This is a genomic window from Lentzea sp. NPDC102401 (assembly GCF_044765805.1).
Classification (GTDB): domain Bacteria; phylum Actinomycetota; class Actinomycetes; order Mycobacteriales; family Pseudonocardiaceae; genus Lentzea; species Lentzea sokolovensis.
The window spans coordinates 23,973-44,890 of the sequence record NZ_JBIWKS010000007.1 but is presented as its reverse complement, the minus strand read 5'-3'; the positions used below and the strand labels follow the sequence as shown (position 1 = coordinate 44,890).

The following is a 20,918-nucleotide window of genomic DNA, read 5'->3' as shown; positions in this document are numbered from 1 at the left end:
CTGGTTCAAGATTTCCGCCTGGAGGCGGTGGGTCCCAGGGTCCTTGGTCGCGTCGGGGATGAGCCCGTGGTCTCGGCGAATCGAAGGCGGGATGCGGTGTTCGCGGTGATGGGTGCGGAGCAGGCTGGAGCCGACTTCGAATCCGGGGAGAACACGATGACCACGCCACTTCTCGTCTCCGGCCGGCTGCGCTACGCGGATGTCAGGGACCGCCGGCTCGCCGCGATGCTCGCCGAGGAGGACGCGGCGGAGGAGCTCGGCCTGAACCCGCTGGAGCGCGTCTCCTGCCGGCTGCACCGCCGATGGCTGCACCACTGCGTGCACTCCCCGGACCACGTCATCAAGATCACCGGACACCGGTGGTGCCGCGACTGCTCTTCGGTCGCCTCCGTCGGCGTCGACGAGCTGACCGGTGACGTCCTCGTCCGGTGCGGGTCGTGCGAGTCTGGCCGCGGCACAGGCGTCCTTCCTCGACCACGCGACCACGAGGCAGACCGGTACCGTCGCGAGTGGACGCTGACCGGACGTCCTTCTCCTGCTTCGCGGAGATGTGCTCGGCGTCCGCTCCCGCGCGGAGCGCGACGGCGCGGGTGAACGAGCCGCAGTGCCCGTCCGGGACGACGGACGACCGAAGTCGTGCCCGCACCTTCCTGAGGTTCGTCGGCGAGAGCTTCCGCCGCTTGAGAGCGGGTGGTGCAGCTGCCCGAGCAGCCTCACCACCCACCCGGCCCGCCGTGAGCGGGCAGGCCGCGGTGAACGACGTCCTCGCGGTCAGGAGCGGTGACCGGCATGGTCGACCCTCAGGTGCGGGTCGTCATGGCTGAGCGCCCGCAGCACGTCGAGACGGGTGATCATTCCTACGACCTGCCCCTGGTCGAGGACCGGCACGCAGATCACCTCGTAGCGGGTCATCGCCTCGAAGAGCGTCTCGGCCTCGAAGTCGGACCCGATGGTGAGCGCCGGCTGCGTCATGACCCTCTCGACCTTGCGCGCGTACTCCTCGCCACTGCGGCACCCCGCCTTGGTCACCACGCCGCAGAAGAACCCCCGGTCGACGACGGGCAGCATCGTGAGGCCGAAGTCGTCCATCAGCCCCTCGGCGTGGCGGGCGAAGTCGCGCGGCCCCACGGTCACGAGGGGCCGCGCCACCAGGTCTCTGGCTTTCATCGCGTGCTCTTCGCGGGCTCGCGGTCGGTCACCGGGATCACGACGATCGGCGCGTGCGCGTGACGCACCACGTGCATGCTGGTGGAGCCGAGGACCATCTGCCGGATCCGGTGGTCGGTGTGCGAGGCGACGACCAGCATCGCCGCGCCCTCCGACGCCGACTCCAGCACCTCGGCCGCGTCGCCGCGCGTGCTGCGCCGCACGATCTCCGGCTGGTCGGTCCGGCCGGCGAGCACGCGGTTCAGGGCTTGTTCGGTCAGCTGCTCCGACGCGGCCTGCTCGCGCTGTGCGGAGGTCTCCGTCCAGTCGACCAGCGCCTCGTACTGCCAGACGTTCACGACGTGCAACGGGCATCCGCGCACGACCGCCTCGTCCACGGCCCACGCGAGTGCGCGGTCCGACGCCGGGGTCCCGTCCACACCCACCACGACGGGCTTTGAGTTCGTGCTCATCTCGATCTCCTCATCTCGTGTCATGTCAGCTGGTCCGCAACCGCCGCAGGAACGGGTCGGTCCGCCGCGCGGGTGCGACGCGGACCCTGGCGTCGACCACCAGGCACCCCTTCTCCGACACGACGAGCGGGTTGACGTAGACCTCGACGACCTCGGGCAGTGCCGCGGCGAGCGCCGCGACCCGCAGGAGGACGTCGCGCACGGACTCTTTGTCGGCATCCGCGAGCGCGGCACCGGCCGCGCGGAAGCTGTGCAGCAGGTCGTCCGCGTCCGTTGTGGACAGGGGCGCCAGCGCGGCGGCCCTGTCGTCGATGACGTCGGTGTCCACACCGCCCAGCCCCGTCACGACGAGCGGCCCGAACTTCTCGTCGGTGGCCACACCGACCAGCAGCTCCCGCCCGCCGCCTGCCATCGGCTGTACGAACACGCCGATGGCGATGCCACCGGACTGGGTGACCAGCCCGATGTCACCCGCGAGCGTGCTGTGGGCGGCGAAGGTGGCGTTCATCCGGACGGCGGGCGAACTCGTCGAGACACCAAGACAGTTCGGCCCGACGAGCCTCATGTCGTAGCTGCGCATGACCTTCATCAGCTCATCGGCGTCCACACCGGACGAAATGACGACCACAGCGCGCACTCCACGTCGCCCGCACTCCTCGGCCACACCGGGCACCGCCTTGGCCGGAACGCACAGCACCGCGAGATCCGGCGCCTCGGGCAGCGCGGTCACCGAGGTGTAACAGTCGACGCCGGCGACCGACTTCGCGTGCGGGTTGACCGCGTACAGGTCACCGATGAAGTTCCCGTCCACCAGGTTGCGCAGCACCGCGCGGCCCACCGACTCCGATGACCTGCCCGCGCCCACGACTGCGATCGAACCCGGACGCAGCACGTGCGTCAGACTCGCGACATCGGCCACGGCCTCGCGTTCACCCACCGCGTCCAGATAGCGGTCGCAGGCCTCCAGACCGAGATCGACGTGCACGACGTCGCCATCGGGCACGACCGTCCACACCAGACCCATGTCGGTGAACACGCGCAGCATCCGGGAGTTCATCGCGAGGACCTCGGCCGAGAACCGGCGCACGCCCCGGTCACGCGCCAGCGAGACCAGATGCTCCAGCAACAACGTGCCGATGCCGTGCGTCTGCTCGGCGTGCGACACGACCAGAGCGATCTCCGCGCAGTCGGTGTCGGCGAGCAGGACGTAGCTCGCCGTGCCCAGCAGCCGGTCGCCCCGCAGCGCACCCATCACCACGTGGCTCGGCTCGTCCGGGGACACCATGCGCCGCACGAAGTCCTCGAGCTGGTGCGTCGAGGTGCTGAAGAACCTCAGGTACCTGTCCTCGACCGGCAACGACCGGTGCAGGTCCAGCAGCGCCGACACGTCGGCAGGCCCCAGCTCGCGGACCGTGACGGTCGTTCCGTCCGCGAGCAGTGCGCGAACGGGCGCCTGTGACGGGGTCATGTCGATCCTTCCTCGGCAAAGATCCGCGAGCGGTCAGAGCAGGGGGCCGGGGGTGAGTGGCGCGGCGGTCCGGGCGAGCTGCTCGTCCTGTGCGGTCTCGGTCTCGGCGGGTTTCGGCGCGCGAACCACGACCACCGGGCACGTCGCGTGGTGCACGCAGTACGAGCTGACCGAGCCGATGATCGCCTCGACGATCGGCCCGTGCCCGCGACTGCCCACCACCAGCAACTCCGCGTCCTGCGACGCCTTGGTGAGCGCGGTCCTCGGGTCGCCCTCGACGAGCACGCGCAGGATCTCGACGTCGGTGAACTCCTCCACCGCCCTGTCCAGCACCACCTGCTGGGCGGCCCGCCTGTTCTCCGGCGACAGCTGCAGGGCGATCTCGGCGGACATCGAACCGATGGCCATGCCGTAGTCCATGTGCCACGCGGAGACCGCTTCGACGCGGCAGCCCCGCAGCCGGGCTTCGTTCACCGCCCACCGCAGTGCTGCCTCGGCAGCCGGGGATCCGTCGACGCCGACCACGATGGTCCGGGATTCGTTATCGCTCATGTATTTCAGCCTCGCGGTCCGCGGTGCGGCGGGTGAGTGGCCGGGGTCCCCCGGCGGCCGGGACCTTCGTCCTCGCCCTACCAGGCCATCCCCAGTGCCACCGCGGCCAGCCACGCACCGAGCTGCGGTACGAACCGCGGCCCACCCGTCACGGTGGCGAGAACCAGTTTCACGACGGTGTTGGTAGCAAGCGCGGCACCACACGCCACCACGGCGGTGTGCACCGGAATCGACTGCGGCGCGAGCAAAGCGGCCACCGCGCCGAGCGCGACCGGTGAAAGCGCGGCGCTGATCGCACCGGCCAGTGCGATCAGCGGAAACGTTCGCGAACCCGCGGGCCGGGTGGAGTCACTCGCGTTGTCGTGCTCGCGCTCCACCCCCAGCAGCAGCCCGATCGCGAGTGCCGTCGCGAGATGGCCGAGCGCGACGGCGGTGTACACGGTTCAGCCCGCATGCAGACGCGAGGCCTCGTCTTCGGCCGTAACGACGTGCGCGTCCGGACCGGGGAACACCAGCGCCTCGTGGTCGCTGTCCAGCCACCGCACCACGTACGGCGGGCTGCCGTCCTCGTGCCGCAACCGCACGATCTGCCCACGCTTTCCGCCGTGATCCACCACAGGCCCCTTGACGACCAGCCAGTCACCCACCTTCGCCCTCATGACGCCGGCCGCACGATCGCCAGCGGGCACGGCGCGTTGTAGACCAGCGCCTGGCTCGTCGAGCCGAGCAACATGCCGGCAAACCCGCCGTGCCCCCGGCTGCCCACCACCACGAGCTGGGCCTCGGCCCCGTACCGCATCAGCGCGCGCACCGGCCGGTCACGCAGGACCACGCGGGTGACCGGCACGTCGGGGTACTTCTCCTGCCACCCGGCGAGCCGTTCGGCCTGCAGCCGCCGCTCGTCCTGCTCGACCTGTCCCCAGTCCACGGTGAACCGCGAGGCGGTGTAGCCGCTCTCCACCATGAAGTCCTGCCAACACGTCACCACGGCCAGCGGCGCGTTGCGCACGGATGCCGCCTCGAAGGCGAAAGCCAGCGCAGCCTCGCTCGTCGGAGAGCCGTCGACACCGACCACGACCGGTCCGCCCGGCACCTCGGTGCCGCGCACGACGACCAGCGGACACCTGCCGTGGGACGCGAGAGCGATGGCCGTCGAGCCGACCAGCAGACCCGTCACGGTGCCGAGCCCCTGGGAACCGAGCACCATCAGTCGCGCATCGCGGGATTCGGAGATCAGCAGAGCCGTCCCGTACCTGCAGACCCGCTCGGTGCTCACCTCCACCTCCGGTGCCACGGCCCGAGCGGCCGCGGCGGCCTCGGTGAGCCAGGTGTCGGCCTGCTCCTCGATCGCGTGCAGGATCTCGGTGGCCGTGAGCACCATCTCGGGATATCCGGCGTTCGGCACGTTGTACCCGTGCACCAGCCTCAGCGGGGTGTGGTGGCGGGCGCAGTCGGCGGCGGCCCACTTCACCGCGGCCAGGGCCGAGGACGAGCCGTCGACACCGACCACGACCGGAGCGGCGGGTCCCTTCATCACTTTCCTCCTGTCAGCACGCGCACTCGCAGGACCCCGTGGATCGACCCGGCGAGTGCCGTGAGAACGTTCCTGGTCTCCTCGTCGGTGTTCTCGGCACCGATCGTCGCCTCGCCGTCCTGCACGACAACCGTCCACTTGCGACCGCCGCCGTAGAGGTCGAGCACGCGCTGGACTTCCGCGCAAACGGTCGTGTCGGTCCTGGCGAGCGCACGGACGAGGTCGCGCCGCGTCACGACGCCCACGACCTGCGAGCCGTCCACGATCGGGAAGCAGCGGACGTGGTCGTCGACCATCGCGCGCGCCATCACCGGCACCTGGGCGTCACCGTCCATCCCCACGGCCGGCGTGGTCATCACGTCGCCCACGCGGGAGGCGCCCGCTTCGTCGCCGTAGCCGTTGCGCAGCAGGTCTGCCTCGGTCACGATGCCGATCAGCCTCTTGTCGTCGTCGACGACCGGCAGCGCGGTGAACCCGTGCGACACCATCAATGCCGCGGCCCCGCGCACGGGTACCTCCTGCTTCACGGTGATCGCCGGACTGGTCATGATCTCGCGAGCGCGCATGGCGTTCTCCCTTCCGCTTCTGACGCTAGGAACGCGTCGCGCCCGACGACGCGGTCGTTGGTCCCGCCCCGTCCGGGTCCTTGGCACCCACGTGCAGCAGGGCCTGGGGGAAGCCCGCGAGCTCGTGCTGCTCGATCAGGCCCGCCCGCCACTCCTGGCGGTGCATGAGGTGGACGACCGGCCGCACCCGCGTGCCGGCCGAACGTGCCGCGAGCACCGCCGCCTGCAGCGCGGCCCCGCCCCGCACGTGGTCCGGGCGCCCGTCTCCCACCGTGACGACGACCAGTGTGTCGCCGTCGACGCGGTGCAGTTCGGTGCCCGCCCAGTGGTTGGCCGTCACCAGGTCGCGCGCGTCACCGTCGCCGGTGCCACCGGGCAGCAGGATCGCCTGGTGCTGCACCAGTTCCTCCTCCGCCGGGGGTTGCCGGCGGTCGGCCTTGACGACGGCGATCAGGTCCGGGTTCGCGTGGTCGGCGGGGAACACGACCTTGACGTGCCAGCCGGCGGCCCTGATCGCGAGCACGATGTGCTCCAGAGCCGCCCCGCACGTGAGCAGCCGGTCCATCCCCAGCGGGTCGCGCAACGACCTGTGCGCCACCTCGTACAGGTAGACCGATCTGCCGTGCATCTCCAGCACCCACGGCCTGCCCGCGCTGTACACCGGCGCTTTCCGCGCCGCTTCGACGATTGCCGCTGCCTCACCGGGATTCCACCGCATGGCTCGACGATCCGCCCGTGTCCTGCTCGCGGACAGGGCGCACCGGCTCGCCCGGCACAGGCCCTTGGACTCTGCGCCCGGCCACCCCCGGCGTCGCAACCTGGAACCCCGGACGAGGAGGTTTCATGAGCACCGCCAAGAAGTGGAGCGTCGAGCTCCTCATCGACGAGCACGAGGGCCGGACCAGGGCAGAGGCTCGGCTGCGCACCCTGGACCCGACCAGTCTGATCGGCGTCGGAACGGCACGGCTCAACCCCGCCGACCCCGACGTCCCGGAGATCGGCGACGAACTCGCCGCGTCCCGTGCGCTGGCCGACCTCGCGCACCAGCTGCTCGACGCGGCGGCGAACGACATCGAGGGCGTCACCCGGCACCCCGCACGACTGAGCGAGTGAGGTGGACGTGATGTGGTACTACGACGGCGCCCCGACGGGCTGGGGCGGGGTCGTCATGATGACGCTCGGCATGATCGTGTTCTGGAGCACGCTGGGCGTGGTCGGAGTCCTGGTGCTGCGCAGAACCGCAGACGCGGGGCGCCGAGGCTCCGCATTGCGCATCCTGGAGGAACGGCTGGCGAAGGGCGAGGTCGACGTCGAGGAGTTCGACCGCGTGCGCAAGACCCTCGTCACTCGTTGATCAGGGTCTTCGGACCCTGTGCGTCGGCCTGCGGCCAGTGGATCGTCCATCGTGTCGCCAGCGGACGAGAGGTGGTTTCTGGTGGTCTCGCGTGTGTTCCTGGTGGACGACCACGAGGTGGTCCGAGTCGGGATCAGGGAGCTTCTCAGCGCGTCCGAGGACCTCGAGGTCGTCGGCGAGGCCTCCTCGGTCACCGAGGCGCTCACGAGGGTGCCCGCCGTGGCGCCGGACGTGGCCGTGCTCGACGTGCGGCTGCCCGACGGCAACGGCATCGAGCTGTGCCGGGAGCTGATGTCCCGGCTGCCCGACCTCAAGTGCCTGATGCTCACGTCGTTCACCGACGACGAGGCGCTGTTCGACGCGATCATGGCGGGCGCGTCGGGGTTCGTGCTCAAACGCATCGTGGGCAGCGACCTCACCAACGCGGTGAAGACCGTCGCCGCCGGGCAGTCCCTGCTCGACGCGCGGTCGACCGCGGCACTGCTGAACCGGATCCGTCGCGAACGCGAGCAGGGCGACCCCGTGCGCTCGCTCACCGAGCAGGAGCGCGCGGTGCTGGACCTGATCGGTGAGGGCCTGACCAACCGGCAGATCGCGGACAAGATGTTCCTGGCCGAGAAGACCGTCAAGAACTACGTGTCCCACCTGCTCGCCAAGCTCGGCCTGGCGCGCCGCACGCAGGCCGCCGTGCTCGCGTCCAAGCTCACCGCGCTGCCGGTGCCGCGCGAGGACGGCTAGTCCAGGGGAACCTGCCAGGTCACCCGCGTGCCGCCGCTGGGTTCGCCGGCCACGGCACAGGTCCCACCGCATCCCGCCGCGCGCTGCTCCAGATTGCGCAGCCCGCTGCGTGCGACGTGCGGAGGCATACCTACACCGTTGTCCACCATCGAGATGACCAGCGCGTCATCCGCTTCGACGGTCAGCGTGAGTTCAGTGGCGCGGGAATGACGCAGTGCGTTGCTGACCAGCTCGCGGACCACGGCCTCGGCGTGCTCGCCGATGTGGTCGGGCACCAGGTTGTCGATCGTGCCGCTCATCCGCACGGCGGGCGTCAGTTCGGCACCCTCGGTGAGCTCGGCGACGATGTCCAGCAGCCGGCGGCGCAGGCCGGTGTCGCCCAGGTCAGCCTGCAGGTCGAAGATCGACGTGCGGATCTCCAGGACGGTCTGGTCGAGCTGGTTCACGGCCTTCTGCACCCGCCTGCGGGCCTCGGGGTGGTTCACCCAGGTCAGCGACCCCTGCAAACTCATCCCGGTGGCGAAGAGCCGCTGGATCACGTGGTCGTGCAGGTCGCGGGCGATGCGGTCGCGATCCTCCAGCACGTCGACGAGCCGGCGCGACTTCTGGTTCTCCGCGAACTCCAGCGCCACCACCGCCTGGTCGGCCAGCGAGGCCAGCAACGGCATGAGGTCCGCGCTGAACGCAGCGGTGCCCTTCTCCCGCACGCACACCAGGAGGCCGGTCACCGCGGAACCCGCCCGCATCGGCACGATCACACAGGCACCCAGTTCGATTCCGCCGGATTCGAACAGTCCCTCGACCTCCTCGGCGAGCGCCGGCGCCGCCGTCTCCAGCACCTCGCCGAGCAGCGTGCCCTGAGGGTCGATCACTCCATCCACCAGCGCCATGCCCGCCTGGGCGGCAGGCCGCAGCCGTCGTTCGGGGCCTTCGGTCAGCAGCACCATCGCACTGCTGCCTGTGGTCAGCTCGACGGAGCGCTGGGCGATCAGGTGCAGCGCGTCCGCTCCAGACCCACCGCCCAGCAGCTGTGAGTTGATCTCCGCGGTCGCCTCGAGCCACCGCTCGCGCATCCGCGACCGCTCGAACAGCCGCGCGTTCTCGATCGCCACACCGGCCGCGGCGGCCAGGGCCTCCAGCACCACCTCGTCGTCAGCGGTGAAGTCACCGTCGTTCTTCTTCTCCGTCATGTAGAGGTTGCCGAAGATCTCGTCGCGCACTCGCACCGGCACGCCGATGAAGCTGTGCATCGGCGGATGGTTCGGCGGGAAGCCCACCGAAGCCTGGTGCTCGGCGAGGTCGTGCAGCCTGATCGCTCTCGGCTCCTTGATGAGCAACCCGAGCAACCCCTTGCCCTCGGGCAGATGGCCCATCTGCGAACGGGTCTCGGGGTCGATACCGACGTGGACGAACTCGGAGAGGTTCTCCCGCTGCCCCAGGACTCCCAGCGCGCCGTAACGCGCACCCACCAACTCGACTGCGGCCTGCACGATGCGATGCAGGGTCGAGTCCAGCTCCAGACCGGAGCCGACCGCCAGGACCGCGTCGAGCAGTCCCTGCATCTTGTCCCGCGTGGAGCCGATTTCGGCCAACCTGTCGCGCATCTCGTCGAGCAGTTCGTCCAGGCGCAGTCCACCGAGCAGGCTGCGCGCTCGGGTCTCTCCTGAACCAGACATGGACCACACCATGCCGCAGTCCCCGTCGCAACACCAGGCAGTCCCTTTCAGGTTGGGACTTTCGACTGTGGGATCACGCTCGCCCAATGGTGAAGGTGGATCGCACCACGATCTTCCGGCAAGACATGAGGTGAAGGCATGACCGAGGTGTCCTCGGCGCTGGGGCTCGCTCCTGACCAGGTGCGGACCGTTCTCGAGTCCGCGTCGCTCGCGCCGTCGGTGCACAACAGCCAGCCGTGGCGGTTCCGGCTGCTACCCGATCGCATCGAGCTGCACGCCGACATGGAACGCGGCCTCACCGCAACCGATCCCGACGCACGTGAGCTGCGGCTGTCCTGTGGTGCGGCGCTGTTCAACCTCCGGGTCGCGCTGCAAGGGCTCGGGGTGCGCCCGCTGGTCACCCTCCTGCCAGGTCAGGCCGCACCTGGCGCGCTCGCCACTGTCCGCAGAGGGGGCGTGCTGCAACCGGACGACGAGAATCGCGCCCTGCTGCGCGCCGTTCCCGCCCGCCGGACCAACCGCCGCCCGTTCTTCGAGTCCGGAGTGGACGGACGTCAGCGGCACGCGCTGGTGCGGGCCGCCGAACTGGAACGTTCGTGGCTGCACGTCGTCGCCACCCGTGAGGACGTCGCCCGGATGAAGTACCTCGTGCGGCGCGCCCATCAGATCCAGCTGGGTGACCCTGACGTCCAGGCCGAGCTCCGGTCCCTCACCGGTCACCGGCCCGGGGCCGGCGACGGCGTGCCGCCTGCCTCCGCGGGGTTCCGCCCGCAGGCGCAGGACGAGTGGGCGTTCCGCGACTTCGACCCCGCTGCGGAGCACGATCGGCTGCCCGGCAAGGACTACGAGTCCAATCCGCTGGTGCTCGTCGTCTGCTCGCACTACGACGGCCCGCTCGGCGAGCTCCAGGCCGGCCAGGCGATGCAGCGGGTGCTGCTCACCGCGACCACGCTCGGTCTGTCCGCGTCGTTCCTCTCCCAGCCGATCGAGGTGCGCAGCGTGCGCGAGGAGCTGCGCCGCGAGCTCGGCGGGACTCTGGTTCCGCAGACCGTACTGCGCATCGGCTTCAGCTCCCCGGTTCCCGCGACTCCGCGGCGCGCGGTCACCGACCTGCTGCTGGCACAGACCAGGTCGGTGAACTGAGCACTCACACCAGCACCCTCTCGCCGTCGCGCGGGACCACAGCGGTCCAGCCGTGCTCGGTCGCCAGCCTGTCTGCCAGCGCCACGGCGCTCTCCGGTTCGCCGTGCACCACGTAGGTCGTGGCCGGAACGGGTCCGCTGGTCGCCCACGCCAGCAACTCGTCGGCATCGGCGTGCGCACTGAACGCGTCCAGCACCCGCACCTCCGCCTTCACCGGCACGTACCGCCCGTGGATCTTGATCTCGCGGGCGCCACTGACCAGCTGCCGCGCCCGTGTGCCGGCGGCCGCGTACCCGACGACGACGATCGTGTGCCGGTTGTTGGGCAGCATCGACTTCAGGTGATGCAGCACCCGTCCCCCGGTGGCCATGCCGGAAGCCGAGATGATGATCGACGGCGTCTTCGGGTCGTTGGCCCTCATCGACTGGGTGGCGGTGTGCAGCTCGGCGAGGTGCCCGGGGTCGAAGGCGTCCTCGCCGTCCAGCAACTCAGGACGAATCTCCGGCCGCCTCTTCGCCACCGCCTGCCGGTAGACCCGCAGCGACGCGAGCGCCATCGGGCTGTCGACGAACACGGGCAGGTCCGGGATCTCGCCCGCGTGCACCAGTTTGGCCAGTTCGACGAGGATCACCTCGGTCCGGTCGACCGCGAACGCGGGGATCAGCACGCTGCCACCCCGTGCGGCCGTACGACGGATGGTGTTCGCGAACAAGGCGGTCGCCGCGGCGTCATCGTGCCTGCGATCACCGTAGGTCGACTCGATCAGCAACGCGTCGCACGCCGGCCTCGGTTGCGGCGCCCGCAACACCCGGTGTGCCGGCCTGCCCAGGTCACCGCTGACGACCACGCTGCGATCGCCCAGGGTCAGGTGGGCCCACGCAGATCCGAGGATGTGTCCCGCGCGGCCGAACTCGAGGTCGACACCGTCCGCGACAGCGCGGACCGCTTCGAAGTCCATCGGCCGGAACAACCGGATGGCGCGGTCGGCGTCGTCCGCGTCGTACAACGGCAACGCGGGCCGGTGCTTGGACCAGCCCGCCTCGTTGGCCTGGCGGGCCTCCTCCACCATCAGGTGCGCACTGTCCGTCAGCACGATCGCCGCCAGGTCCGCGGTGCCCTCGGTGGTGAACACGGGTCCGCGCCACCCGTGCCGCACCAGTACCGGCAGGTAGCCGCAGTGGTCGAGGTGCGCATGGGTCAGCACGACCGCGTCCAGCCGGTCCAGGTCGAGCGGCGGTTGCTTCCAGTTCCGCCGCCGCAGCGGCGCGAGGCCCTGGAACAGGCCGCAGTCCACCAGCACCTGGGAACCACCGGTGTCGAACAGGTACTTGCTGCCGGTGACCGTGCCCGCGCCACCGAGGAACGTCAGTGTGCTCATACTCAGCCTCCTCGTGCTCGCCGACCACGGTCCTTTCTTCACGGATCGGGCTCCAGCGGCACGCGCCCCTGCCGCACCAGGACCTTCGTCCCGGTTCGGCGGCCTGCTTTGCGCTCTGTCCCAGGCGGCGGCGCCAGGCGACCGTGGAGACATGGAACCTGTCGTGGTGATCGCAGACGGCTCCCCGTGGGACGAGGAGGCCGCGCGCTGGGCTCGTGCGCACGCGGAACTGGTGGACGCCGAGGTCGAGGCCCATCGGCCGCAGGACCACTTCCAGGCCCAGCTCGTGGTCCTGGGCTACCAGCACCGCAACGGCTCGCCGCTCGGGCTGGGCAAGCACGTCCTTCCCGCGGTGTGCGCGACCTTCTGCGACACCGTGGTCGTCCGCGGCACAGCCGCCGCACTGCGCGGCGAGCACGGCCGGGTCACCGCACTCGTCAGCGGCGGTCCGGACGACGACCTCGTGCTGGCCGCCGCCGCTGACTTCACGTTGCGGCGCGGCGCCGTGCTGCGAGTGCTGCACGCCGCACCGCTGCCCGTCCTGCGCGACGACCTCGACGAGGACCACACCTGGGTACTCGACCGCTCGACCGCGTCACTCGGCGGGTTCCCGCACACCGCCGTGCTCGTGCGGCGGCAACCACACGAAGCCATCAACCGTTGCACCGACACCGACCTGCTCGTCGTCGGACCTGGCGAGACCCGCGCCTGCGGATCTGTGACCAGGGCAGCGCTCCACCACGCCCCGTGCCCCGTTCTCGTGGTGCACCGACCTGTACAGGAGGAACGCCGTGGCGCCCCTTCCGTCCCCGCTCCTCGCCGACCGGTTCGCACCCCGGTGTGAGTTCGGCCGTACCGACCACGTGGTCGTCGAGGCTGATCCCCCGTCGACGTTCAAGGCCGTGCACGACCTCGACCTGACGGACCTGCACGGCTTTCTGGTCACGGCCGCCGTGCGGCTGCGTGAGCTGCCCGAGACCTGGCGTTCGCGCCGGACGCCCCGGCAACGAACGCGTCTGACCATCAACGACCTCACGACGGGTTCCGACTGGGTCCTCCTGGGCGAGCAACCAGGTCGGGAAATCGTCTTCGGTGCGATCGGCAAGGTCTGGCAGCCGATCGTGAAGTGGGTGCCCCTGGAGGCACGCGACTTCGTGGACTTCGCCGAACCCGGCTACGCCAAGGTGGTCTGCTCGATCTCGGTCCTCCCGTACGGCGAGCGGCGCTCGCTCGTCACCGCGGAGATGCGAGTCGTGCTCACCGACCCGCGCGCGTGGCTCAGCTTCCGCCGCTACTGGCGGATCAGCACACCGTTCGTCGGGGTGATCAGCCGCGCGATCCTGCGGACCGTCAAGCACTCCGCCGAAACCGGAGGTCTGCGATGAACGTCATCAGCACCCGTCAGCTCACCAAGTGCTACGGCAGCACCACGGCGTTGCACGACCTGAACCTTGAAGTACGCCAAGGCGAGGTCTACGGGCTGCTCGGTCCGAACGGTGCCGGCAAAACCACCACCCTGCGCCTGCTCATCGACGTGATCAGGCCGACGCGCGGCGGCATCACGCTGTTCGGCGAGCCGATGTCGCCCCGGCTGCGCGGCCGGATCGGCTACCTGCCGGGAGAACTGGTCCTCTACGACCGCCTCACCGGCGCCGACTACCTGCGCTTCTGCGGTGCCCTGCGCGACCACGCCGATCTCGGCGAGGCGACGACGCTGGCCAAGCGCCTCGATCTGGACCTGGACCGCCGCACGGACGAGCTCTCCAAGGGAAACCGGCAGAAGCTCGGACTCGTGCAGGCCTTCGCTCACCACCCCGACCTGGTGATCCTCGACGAACCCGCGTCCGGCCTCGACCCGCTCGCTCAACGGGAGTTCCACTCGTACCTGCGCGAGTACGTCGACGGCGGCGGAACGGCGTTGTTCTCCTCCCACGTGCTGTCCGAAGTGGAGCAGGTGGCCGACCGGGTCGGCATCCTGCTCGCGGGCAGCCTCGTCGTCGAGGACACCGTCGCGTCGCTGAAGGCGAACGCGTTGCGAGAGCTGACGTTCACCTTCTCCGAGGAGGTCGCGGCGGCGACGTTCAGCGGCATCCCCGGCGTGAAGTCCGTGCAGGCCACGGGCAACGAGGTGCGGTGCCGCGTGATCGGTGCCGTCGGTGAGCTCGTGCGCACCGCCGCCCGGTTCCCGCTGCTCAACGTGACGAGCCACGAGCCCGACCTCGAGGAGATCTTCGTGCACTACACGGAGGAGCACGGCGATGACGACTGAGCTGATGACCAAGTCGTTGCGCGACAACCGGTCCGGCATCATCGGCTGGGGCGTCGCGCTGGTCGCGAGCGTGCTGCTGCAGCTCGCGGTCTACCCCGCCGTCCGCGACGCGGCGGGCGACTTCGAGAAGCTGCTCGACTCCTACCCGGAGGCGTTCAAGGCGCTGTTCAACGTCCAGCAGTCCCTCGCCAGCGGCGTCGGGTACCTGCAGGGAGAGGCGTTCGGTTTCCTCGCACCGCTGGTGCTCCTCGGCATCGCCATCGGGCAGGCCGCGAGGGCCACCGCGGGCGAGGAACAGAGCCACACGATGGACCTCCTGCTGGCCAACCCCATCTCCCGCAGTCGCCTCGTGCTGGACAAGGCCGCAGCCGTGCTCGCCGCGGTCGCGATCGTCACCGCCGCGTTCGCCGTCGTGCTCGTGGCCGGCAGCGGGCTCGCGGGCCTGGGCGTGCCGTGGCAGGACCTGCTGGCCGCGGTGCTGGCGAGCGCCGTGGTGGCGCTTCCGTTCGGTGCCGTCGCCTTGCTCGTCGGCGCCCTGACCGGACGTCGTGGCCTGGCGATCGGCGTGTCCGTCGGACTGGCCCTGTTCAGCTACCTCCTGGACGCCCTGTCCGCGCTCGCTGCAGGGCTGCGACCGTGGCGAGTGTTGTCGCCGTTCCACCACGCCGGCGTGAACGAGGCGCTGACGGGAGACCCGAACTGGCTCGGCCTGACCGGTCTGCTCGTGCTCACCGGCCTGCTCGTGGCAGGTGCCGCGGCGGCGTTCGAACGCCGTGAGATCAGGAGCTGACCAGCCGGTGCCGTGCGGCGGCCAGGTAGGTCGCCGCCGGCATCCCGGCGAACAGCCGCCATTCCTGTGCCGGCGTCGTGGCCTCGTCGAGGAACCGCAGAGCAGGCTCCGCCGTGCGGTACCGGAACAACGCACCGAACGCGCGTTCCAGCTGGGCGGGTTCCCTCATCACGACGTCCAGCAACACACCGTCGAACACCCGGAACCTCGCAGGCTCCGCCGGCAGCGCGAACGGGTGCCCGTGCCGGTGCAACGACTCCGCGATGGCGGCGCTGTCCCGTTGGACGCGCTGGTAGGAGAACCCGGTGGACGCCTTGAGCAGACCTCCCCTGGCACCGATCGTGAGCACGTTGCCGTTCCTGCGCTCGACCCGCCCTGCGCGCAGAGGCAGCGCCGCGTGCTCTTCGCGTTCGATCTCGTACCGCCCGGCGCCCACGACCTCGGTGAGGTACTCGGCGAGCGCTTCCCGTTGCGCCGCTTCATCAGCTGCCGCGCCCGGCGCCATAAACGAGGTGTGCTCCACGAGTGCGTGATGAGCGTCGTCCGGCAGCACGTACACGAAGCTCGCGCCACGCACCTGCGGCGTCCGGAAGTCGAACAACGTCGGTATCTCCGCGTCGAAGACCGCCCGTTCGGCCCGCACACGCCATCCCCGGAACGACAGGAGCGCGTCCGCGGGCGGTTCCTCCGCAGGCCCGACCACGCTGTCGAAGACCCACCGCGCCCGCAGGTGCCGTCCGTCCACCACCACGCCGTCGTCCTCGATCCGGTCCACGTGACCTTCCTGGAACGTGAAGTGCCGCAACGGATCGGTGAGCCTCCTCACCGCTGTGGCCAGGTCTCCGCCGCGCACCACCCGATACCGGTAGCGGCCGAGCCTCAACACCTTCGTGGTGCCGTTCACATGCACCCGGATCTGGTCGAACCACCGGCAGGCCGCTGCGTCCAGCAACCCAGGCCGGTCGCTCCACGACGCCCACGCCTTGGCGCTCAAGGGATCGCGGCCGTCGTCGACCACGATCACCGGATGCCGGTGGTCCATCACCGCGAGGTGCGCCGCGAGACTCAACCCGCTGAGACCAGCCCCGGCGATCACGATGCGCGTCATACGACAACTCTGCTGGGAGATGTCCGCGTGCACCAAGGCAAAGCGCACTCATGAACTGAGGACCTTCGTCCCTGCGTCCGGTGCCGCCGCCGGCGCACCGTGGGGGCAGGAGCCAGGGCCCGGTCGACTTCGTCCCTTCCTCTGGAACTGAACGAGAGGCTCTGCAGCGCACGGCATTGCGCACCATTCAGGTGAGGACGTTGGTCCCTGACCCTCGAACGACTCAGCGCGCACCGTTGACGCATGAGAACCGAACTGGTCGCGCGCGACCTCCGGCGATCGTGGTTCCGGTGGACGACAGCGGGAGAGTTCGCGGGCTTCCTCACGCCGGCACTAGCGGGCGCGCTCAACTCATCTCCGCATGTACTCGTACTGGCCGGAGTGGTCGAAGGCGCCGTGCTCGGCGCGGCGCAAGCCGTGGTGCTGCGCCGGGTGGACCACACCCTGCGGGCGCGGCGCTGGATCGGCGCCACTGCGCTGGCAGCGGGATTCGCGTGGGCGATCGCGATGCTCGCGGTGCACAACGGCGAGCGGCTGAACATGCTGCCGCTCGTCGCCGTGCTCCTCGTCGCCGCAGTGGCAGGCAGCGCGGTGCTGCTGTCGCTGGGAACCGCGCAGTGGTTCGTCCTGCGCAACCACTTCTCCAACGCCCACCTGTGGATCTGGGCGAACGCCCTGGCGTGGGGTGCCGGACTGCTGGTGTTCGTCGCCGTCACCACTCCCCTGTGGCAACCAGGTCAGTCGACTGCGCTCATCGCGCTCATCGGTGTACTCGGCGGCTTGCTGATGGCAGCGACGATGGCAGGCGTCACGGGCGCAGCACTCACCCGGCTCACGAGGCGGCGATGACGTGGGTGCCGAGCCGACGCGGATCGCACCGGGCGACCACCGGCAAGGGCCTTGTCAGATCGGGTCCTACGGCCCTGAGCGAGCCGCACAGGCTGAAGCACCGTAGAAGTCGTGAAGACAACCAAAATCATGGGATTGGCGGTGGGCGCCGCCGCGGCGGCGGTGGCGTCGTATCCGCTGTTGTGGCGTGAGTGGTGCCAGACCTGGGGTGCGACCGAGGAGGAGGCGCGGGCCGAACTGCCCGGCGACGACCTGTTGCTCCGACCCGACCTGATGACCACCCGCGCGATCACCGTCGAGACACCTCCCAGCCGGATCTGGCCCTGGCTGGTGCAGATGGGCAGCGGACGTGGCGGCGCCTACACCTACGACTGGATCGAGAACCTGTTCGGCCTGAACATGCACAGCGCGGACGAGATCCTCCCGCAGTTCCAGGACCTGCACATCGGTGACGTCCTGCCGGTGGGCGAAGGCGGCCCCAAGCTGCTGGTGGAGGTTCTCGAACCCGATCACGCGCTCGTGCTGCGCTCCGACGACGGCCGGTGGGTCTGGGCGTTCGTGCTGCACGAGATCCCCGGCGGAACCAGGCTGATCAGCCGCAACCGCATCGCCGTCCCCGACGCTCCGCCGCTCGTCCAGTGGTTCAACCAGCTCGTGATGGAGCCGGGAAGCCTGGTGATGGAGCAGAAGATGTTGCGTGGCATCAAAGAACGGGCCGAACGGTATCTCTGATGATCGACCGGACGAGCTCCGACGACGTGGTCTCGCTGGCCTCTGGCATGCAGGTCGGCGCCGTGGTGGTGCTGGAACGGGACCCTGGCGACGTCGAGGCCCTGCTCGCGGACCGCGTCCGGACTGTTCCGCGGCTGCGCCGGCGTCTGATCCGGACGCCCTTCGGCTGTGGTCGCCCCGTCTGGGTCGACGATGCCGGATTCGACATCTCCAGGCACGTGCACAGGGTGCTCTGCCCGGCTCCTGGCGACGAGTCCGCACTGCTGGACATCGCCTCGTCGCTGGTGACTCGACCGCTGCCCCGCTCGTCACCACTCTGGTCAGCGACGTTGGTCACCGGGCTGGCCGAGGACAGGGTGGCGTTGATCCTGGTGTTCCACCACGTCTTGTCCGATGGCATCGGCGGCCTGGCCGTGCTGACGAACCTCGTCGACGGAGCACCGAGCGCCGAGCTCGCGCCCTTTCCCGTTCCCCCGCCTTCTCGCCGCAGACTCGCGAAAGACGCCTGGGCTGCCCGGCTGAGACCGCCTGAGCGCGCCTCGTTCGCCAGGCCGCGGTGGCCGTCACTCGGTGCACGCTGCTCCCTGAACCGACCAACCGGCCCACGGCGGCAGCAGACCATCGCACGGACCAGCGTCCACCGGCTGCACACCGCCGCACACCGCTGCGGTGGCACGGTCAACGACGCCCTGCTCACCGCCGTCACGGGCGCACTCGGCACAGTGCTGAACGGCCGTGGTGACCACGTCGACGAACTGGTCGTCTCGATTCCCGTGTCGACGCGCCGCTCGACCACCGCCGCTCACCTGGGCAACAGCACCGGCGTCATGCCCGTCCCGCTACCCACGGGCGGCGACCACTGGTCACGTCTGACACGGATCGCCGCCATCACCCGGTCGCACAAGAAGACAGTCACGTCAGTCGCGCCCATCTTCCGGACGTTGAAGGTTTTGGGGGTGGCGGACTGGTTCATGAACCACCAGCGCATGGTGCACACCGTCGTGACCAACGTGCACGGCCCTGATCAGCCGATGCGCCTGGGCGGTGTGCCGGTCGTCAGTCTCGTTCCGTTGTCGGCCACCACCGGCAACGTGACGGTGGCGTTCGCGGCCCTGTCCTACGCGGACGCGTTCACCATCACGGTGGTCGCCGATCCCGACCGTGTGCCCGACCTGCGCGTGCTCACCGAGGCCCTGCAGACCGAACTCGACCTGCTCGGCTGAACGCATCAACACCCCACCGCGCGGCATTCCTGTTCCGGCTCGGCAGTTGGCCACGTGGTCGCCAGACAGACTGCCGGCCCGCTGCCGGTTCCCGGTGGATCGACTTCGAGGCCTCCTCCACCGAGTGGCTCACCGGCAGCACCTGGCTCAGCGCGCTGGCCATCATCGGCCGCACCGCCGCAGCCTGCGCGGCCACGATGGCGAGACCCACGTCCTTGCTCTGTGCCCGGCCGCGCAGCTCCGGCAGCATCGACAACGCCGACGAGCCCATGAAGTACACAGCCAGCTCCACGACCAAGCCGTTCGGTTGCTCGTCCAGGTGATCGAACAGGGCCGTTCCGATCGCATCGACGCTGACCATGTCGAGCTCGCCGCTGATCACAGCGACAAGCACACCATCGCGATCGCTGGTCGGCATGCTCGCCGTTGACGCCGCTTTGTTCGAGGTCACTCATCACCTCACGCAGAGATCCGTACCTTCCGTGTCGCCGATGTCACGAAGCGCGACACCACGCCGCATGACACGGCGTTCCGGGTGTCCCAACGCTGCACCCGGATCTCGACGCTGGACAACGTGCCGGTCTTTGGTGCCGAAACGTCAGACCCGAGGTCCCGTCAGTGCTGCACGGCTGGAACCGAGTGGCGCATCTTGGTCGCGGTGAAGAACACGGCGACCAGCGCCACTCCGGCGAGCGCTGCCAGGCCGAGCGCGTACGAGGAGAGGGCTCCGTAGAGAGCGCCCATCACCAGGGGTGGGATGAAGCCCCCGAGTCCGCCGGCGGCGCCGACGACGCCCGTGACCGATCCGACCTTGCTGGCCGGGGCGAGCAGGGCGACCAGGGCGAACACGGCTCCGCTGCCCGCGCCGAGTGCCGCGGCCATGGAGAGGAACGCGATGGTGCTCAGTGGAACCAACGGCGGCGCGAACGCCTGAAGAGTGGCGGCGGCGGTCACCACGCCCAGTCCGGTGACCAGCACCCGGATCGGGCCGACCTGGTCGGAGAGCCAGCCGCCGACCGGGCGCATCAGCACGGCGATCAGCACGAATCCGGCCATCCTGTTGGCGGCGTCGGCCTGCACGAGGCCGTACGCGGTTTTGAGGTAGGCGGGCAGGTAGACGGAGAACGCCACGAATCCGCCGAAGGCCAGTGCGTAGAGGGCGGAGGCCTGCCAGGTGATCGGCATCCGCAGGGGTGTCGGCGAGGCGTCGCGTCATCGAGCCGGTGGGAGCGGGTCGTCCTGGGGCGTCACGGAGCAGCAGCGCGGCGATGAGGGCGTAGAGGGCGAGCACTGCCGCGGTCACCACGAACGGCGTCGCGAGGCCCCAGCCTTTGACCAGCTTCACGGTGGTGAGCGCGCTGATGGCGGTGCCGCCCATGCCGGCGCCGAAGACGCCGATGGCCAGGCCGCGCCGCTCGGGCGGGAACCACGCGGTGACGAACGGGACGCCGACCGCGAACGCCGTGCCGCCGATGCCGAGGAAGAAGCCACCGATCAGCAGCGCGGACAGCGACGAGTGCCCGATCAGTCCGATGTAGAGCACCGGGACGATCGTGGACACGGACACCAGCGGGAACATCAGCCGGCCGCCGAAGCGGTCAGTCAGCGCACCGACCGGGATGCGCCCCAGCGACCCGACGATCACCGGGACCGCCACGAGCAACGCCTGCTGGAACGCGGTGAGTTCGAGCGTGTCCTTGAACAACGGCCCCAGCGGGCTGAGCAGAGCCCACGCCCAGAAGTTCACCGCGAATCCCACGGTGGCCAGGGCGAGCATGAGGGTCCGGCGACCTCTGTCCTTCTCGGACGGACTTGATACCGGCGGCAACGAGCCGCGCTTGAACGTGGTCTGGTCTTCGCCTGTCGTCGTCATCGTCGCCCTGCTTCGTCGTGGTCGTGGCGGTCACGCGTCGTGCGCC

General features: G+C 69.9%; 25 protein-coding genes and 1 pseudogene. 12 read left to right on the top strand and 14 right to left on the bottom strand.

Annotation, left to right across the window (positions count from 1 at the left end; translation table 11 throughout):
• Positions 1-156: 156 nt before the first annotated feature.
• Positions 157-594 (top strand): hypothetical protein, encoded by a 438-nt coding sequence (locus ACIRG5_RS24345; RefSeq protein WP_402908276.1) that lies wholly within the window; start codon positions 157-159, stop codon positions 592-594.
• A 177-nt stretch (positions 595-771) separates the two neighbouring features.
• Here ACIRG5_RS24345 and ACIRG5_RS24340 read toward each other — a convergent pair whose 3' ends face one another.
• The 9 genes from ACIRG5_RS24340 to ACIRG5_RS24300 all read right to left on the bottom strand — a co-directional run bounded on the left by ACIRG5_RS24340 (position 772) and on the right by ACIRG5_RS24300 (position 6,457).
• The gene (locus ACIRG5_RS24340; protein ID WP_402908274.1) at positions 772-1,167 is read right to left on the bottom strand and encodes an HPP family protein; all 396 of its coding nucleotides are present in this window, start codon (positions 1,165-1,167) and stop codon (positions 772-774) included.
• Complete coding sequence (locus tag ACIRG5_RS24335) at positions 1,164-1,619, bottom strand: universal stress protein (protein WP_402908272.1); 456 nt, start codon at positions 1,617-1,619, stop codon at positions 1,164-1,166. The genes ACIRG5_RS24340 and ACIRG5_RS24335 overlap by 4 nt, the downstream gene beginning before the upstream one ends.
• A 25-nt stretch (positions 1,620-1,644) precedes the next feature.
• Positions 1,645-3,087, bottom strand: a complete 1,443-nt coding sequence (locus ACIRG5_RS24330) for a GNAT family N-acetyltransferase (RefSeq protein WP_402908270.1) — start codon at positions 3,085-3,087, stop codon at positions 1,645-1,647.
• Positions 3,088-3,120: 33 nt separating this feature from the next.
• A complete protein-coding gene (locus tag ACIRG5_RS24325) occupies positions 3,121-3,639 on the bottom strand; it encodes a universal stress protein (RefSeq protein ID WP_402908268.1) in 519 nt (172 codons plus the stop codon).
• Positions 3,640-3,716: 77 nt separating this feature from the next.
• On the bottom strand, positions 3,717-4,079 hold the full coding sequence (locus ACIRG5_RS24320; protein ID WP_402908266.1) for an MgtC/SapB family protein: 363 nt from the start codon (positions 4,077-4,079) through the stop codon (positions 3,717-3,719).
• Between the two features lie 3 nt (positions 4,080-4,082).
• Positions 4,083-4,298: a DUF1918 domain-containing protein gene (locus ACIRG5_RS24315; RefSeq protein WP_402908264.1), complete on the bottom strand. Its 216-nt coding sequence runs from the start codon at positions 4,296-4,298 to the stop codon at positions 4,083-4,085.
• Complete coding sequence (locus ACIRG5_RS24310; protein WP_402908262.1) at positions 4,295-5,173, bottom strand: universal stress protein; 879 nt, start codon at positions 5,171-5,173, stop codon at positions 4,295-4,297. The genes ACIRG5_RS24315 and ACIRG5_RS24310 overlap by 4 nt, the downstream gene beginning before the upstream one ends.
• Positions 5,173-5,739 carry an HPP family protein gene (locus ACIRG5_RS24305; protein WP_402908260.1) on the bottom strand — a complete coding sequence of 189 codons (567 nt, stop codon included), beginning with the start codon at positions 5,737-5,739 and terminating at the stop codon, positions 5,173-5,175. The genes ACIRG5_RS24310 and ACIRG5_RS24305 overlap by 1 nt, the downstream gene beginning before the upstream one ends.
• A 25-nt stretch (positions 5,740-5,764) precedes the next feature.
• The gene (locus tag ACIRG5_RS24300; RefSeq protein WP_402908258.1) at positions 5,765-6,457 is read right to left on the bottom strand and encodes a hypothetical protein; all 693 of its coding nucleotides are present in this window, start codon (positions 6,455-6,457) and stop codon (positions 5,765-5,767) included.
• A gap of 125 nt (positions 6,458-6,582) precedes the next feature.
• Between ACIRG5_RS24300 and ACIRG5_RS24295 the strand changes: the two genes are divergently transcribed.
• The 3 genes from ACIRG5_RS24295 (at position 6,583) to ACIRG5_RS24285 (ending at position 7,831) form a co-directional block, all read left to right on the top strand.
• Complete coding sequence (locus tag ACIRG5_RS24295; RefSeq protein ID WP_402908256.1) at positions 6,583-6,852, top strand: DUF1876 domain-containing protein; 270 nt, start codon at positions 6,583-6,585, stop codon at positions 6,850-6,852.
• Positions 6,853-6,862: 10 nt separating this feature from the next.
• Positions 6,863-7,093: an SHOCT domain-containing protein gene (locus ACIRG5_RS24290; RefSeq protein WP_402908254.1), complete on the top strand. Its 231-nt coding sequence runs from the start codon at positions 6,863-6,865 to the stop codon at positions 7,091-7,093.
• Positions 7,094-7,174: 81 nt separating this feature from the next.
• Positions 7,175-7,831 (top strand): response regulator, encoded by a 657-nt coding sequence (locus ACIRG5_RS24285; RefSeq protein WP_402908252.1) that lies wholly within the window; start codon positions 7,175-7,177, stop codon positions 7,829-7,831.
• Here the strand turns inward: ACIRG5_RS24285 and ACIRG5_RS24280 are convergent.
• Positions 7,828-9,507 carry a GAF domain-containing protein gene (locus ACIRG5_RS24280; protein WP_402908250.1) on the bottom strand — a complete coding sequence of 560 codons (1,680 nt, stop codon included), beginning with the start codon at positions 9,505-9,507 and terminating at the stop codon, positions 7,828-7,830. The two genes, ACIRG5_RS24285 and ACIRG5_RS24280, sit on opposite strands and share 4 nt — an antisense overlap.
• A 138-nt stretch (positions 9,508-9,645) precedes the next feature.
• On the opposite strand from ACIRG5_RS24280, the gene ACIRG5_RS24275 reads away from it, so the two are divergent.
• Positions 9,646-10,650: an Acg family FMN-binding oxidoreductase gene (locus ACIRG5_RS24275; protein WP_402908248.1), complete on the top strand. Its 1,005-nt coding sequence runs from the start codon at positions 9,646-9,648 to the stop codon at positions 10,648-10,650.
• Between the two features lie 4 nt (positions 10,651-10,654).
• Here the strand turns inward: ACIRG5_RS24275 and ACIRG5_RS24270 are convergent, their stop codons facing one another.
• Complete coding sequence (locus tag ACIRG5_RS24270) at positions 10,655-12,028, bottom strand: MBL fold metallo-hydrolase RNA specificity domain-containing protein (RefSeq protein ID WP_402908246.1); 1,374 nt, start codon at positions 12,026-12,028, stop codon at positions 10,655-10,657.
• Between the two features lie 151 nt (positions 12,029-12,179).
• Here ACIRG5_RS24270 and ACIRG5_RS24265 point away from each other — a divergent pair, with 151 nt between their 5' ends.
• From ACIRG5_RS24265 to ACIRG5_RS24250, 4 genes are read left to right on the top strand one after another with little or no spacing between them, the layout of a single operon-like run.
• Positions 12,180-12,872 (top strand): universal stress protein, encoded by a 693-nt coding sequence (locus ACIRG5_RS24265; RefSeq protein ID WP_402908245.1) that lies wholly within the window; start codon positions 12,180-12,182, stop codon positions 12,870-12,872.
• Positions 12,820-13,413, top strand: a complete 594-nt coding sequence (locus ACIRG5_RS24260) for a hypothetical protein (RefSeq protein ID WP_402908243.1) — start codon at positions 12,820-12,822, stop codon at positions 13,411-13,413. Before ACIRG5_RS24265 ends, ACIRG5_RS24260 begins: the two co-directional genes overlap by 53 nt.
• Positions 13,410-14,297, top strand: a complete 888-nt coding sequence (locus ACIRG5_RS24255) for an ABC transporter ATP-binding protein (protein ID WP_402908241.1) — start codon at positions 13,410-13,412, stop codon at positions 14,295-14,297. Before ACIRG5_RS24260 ends, ACIRG5_RS24255 begins: the two co-directional genes overlap by 4 nt.
• Positions 14,287-15,087, top strand: coding sequence for an ABC transporter permease subunit (locus tag ACIRG5_RS24250; RefSeq protein ID WP_402908239.1), 801 nt, complete (start codon positions 14,287-14,289; stop codon positions 15,085-15,087). The genes ACIRG5_RS24255 and ACIRG5_RS24250 overlap by 11 nt, the downstream gene beginning before the upstream one ends.
• Here the strand turns inward: ACIRG5_RS24250 and ACIRG5_RS24245 are convergent.
• Entirely contained in the window at positions 15,077-16,195 is a 1,119-nt protein-coding gene (locus ACIRG5_RS24245; RefSeq protein ID WP_402908237.1) for a lycopene cyclase family protein, read from the bottom strand. The genes ACIRG5_RS24250 and ACIRG5_RS24245 overlap by 11 nt on opposite strands.
• Before the next feature lie 243 nt (positions 16,196-16,438).
• On the opposite strand from ACIRG5_RS24245, the gene ACIRG5_RS24240 reads away from it, so the two are divergent.
• From ACIRG5_RS24240 to ACIRG5_RS24230, 3 genes are all read left to right on the top strand, one after another.
• Positions 16,439-17,044, top strand: coding sequence for a hypothetical protein (locus ACIRG5_RS24240; RefSeq protein WP_402908235.1), 606 nt, complete (start codon positions 16,439-16,441; stop codon positions 17,042-17,044).
• 111 nt (positions 17,045-17,155) lie between these two features.
• Complete coding sequence (locus tag ACIRG5_RS24235) at positions 17,156-17,776, top strand: SRPBCC family protein (protein WP_402908233.1); 621 nt, start codon at positions 17,156-17,158, stop codon at positions 17,774-17,776.
• Entirely contained in the window at positions 17,776-18,999 is a 1,224-nt protein-coding gene (locus ACIRG5_RS24230; protein WP_402908231.1) for a wax ester/triacylglycerol synthase domain-containing protein, read from the top strand. The genes ACIRG5_RS24235 and ACIRG5_RS24230 overlap by 1 nt, the downstream gene beginning before the upstream one ends.
• On the opposite strand, the gene ACIRG5_RS24225 is transcribed toward ACIRG5_RS24230, so the two are convergent.
• Together ACIRG5_RS24225 and ACIRG5_RS24220 are read right to left on the bottom strand one after the other, a co-directional pair.
• Positions 18,959-19,417 (bottom strand): STAS domain-containing protein, encoded by a 459-nt coding sequence (locus ACIRG5_RS24225; protein WP_402908229.1) that lies wholly within the window; start codon positions 19,415-19,417, stop codon positions 18,959-18,961. The genes ACIRG5_RS24230 and ACIRG5_RS24225 overlap by 41 nt on opposite strands.
• Before the next feature lie 197 nt (positions 19,418-19,614).
• Positions 19,615-20,776, bottom strand: a pseudogene (locus tag ACIRG5_RS24220) (MFS transporter).
• Between the last annotated feature and the right edge of the window lie 142 nt (positions 20,777-20,918).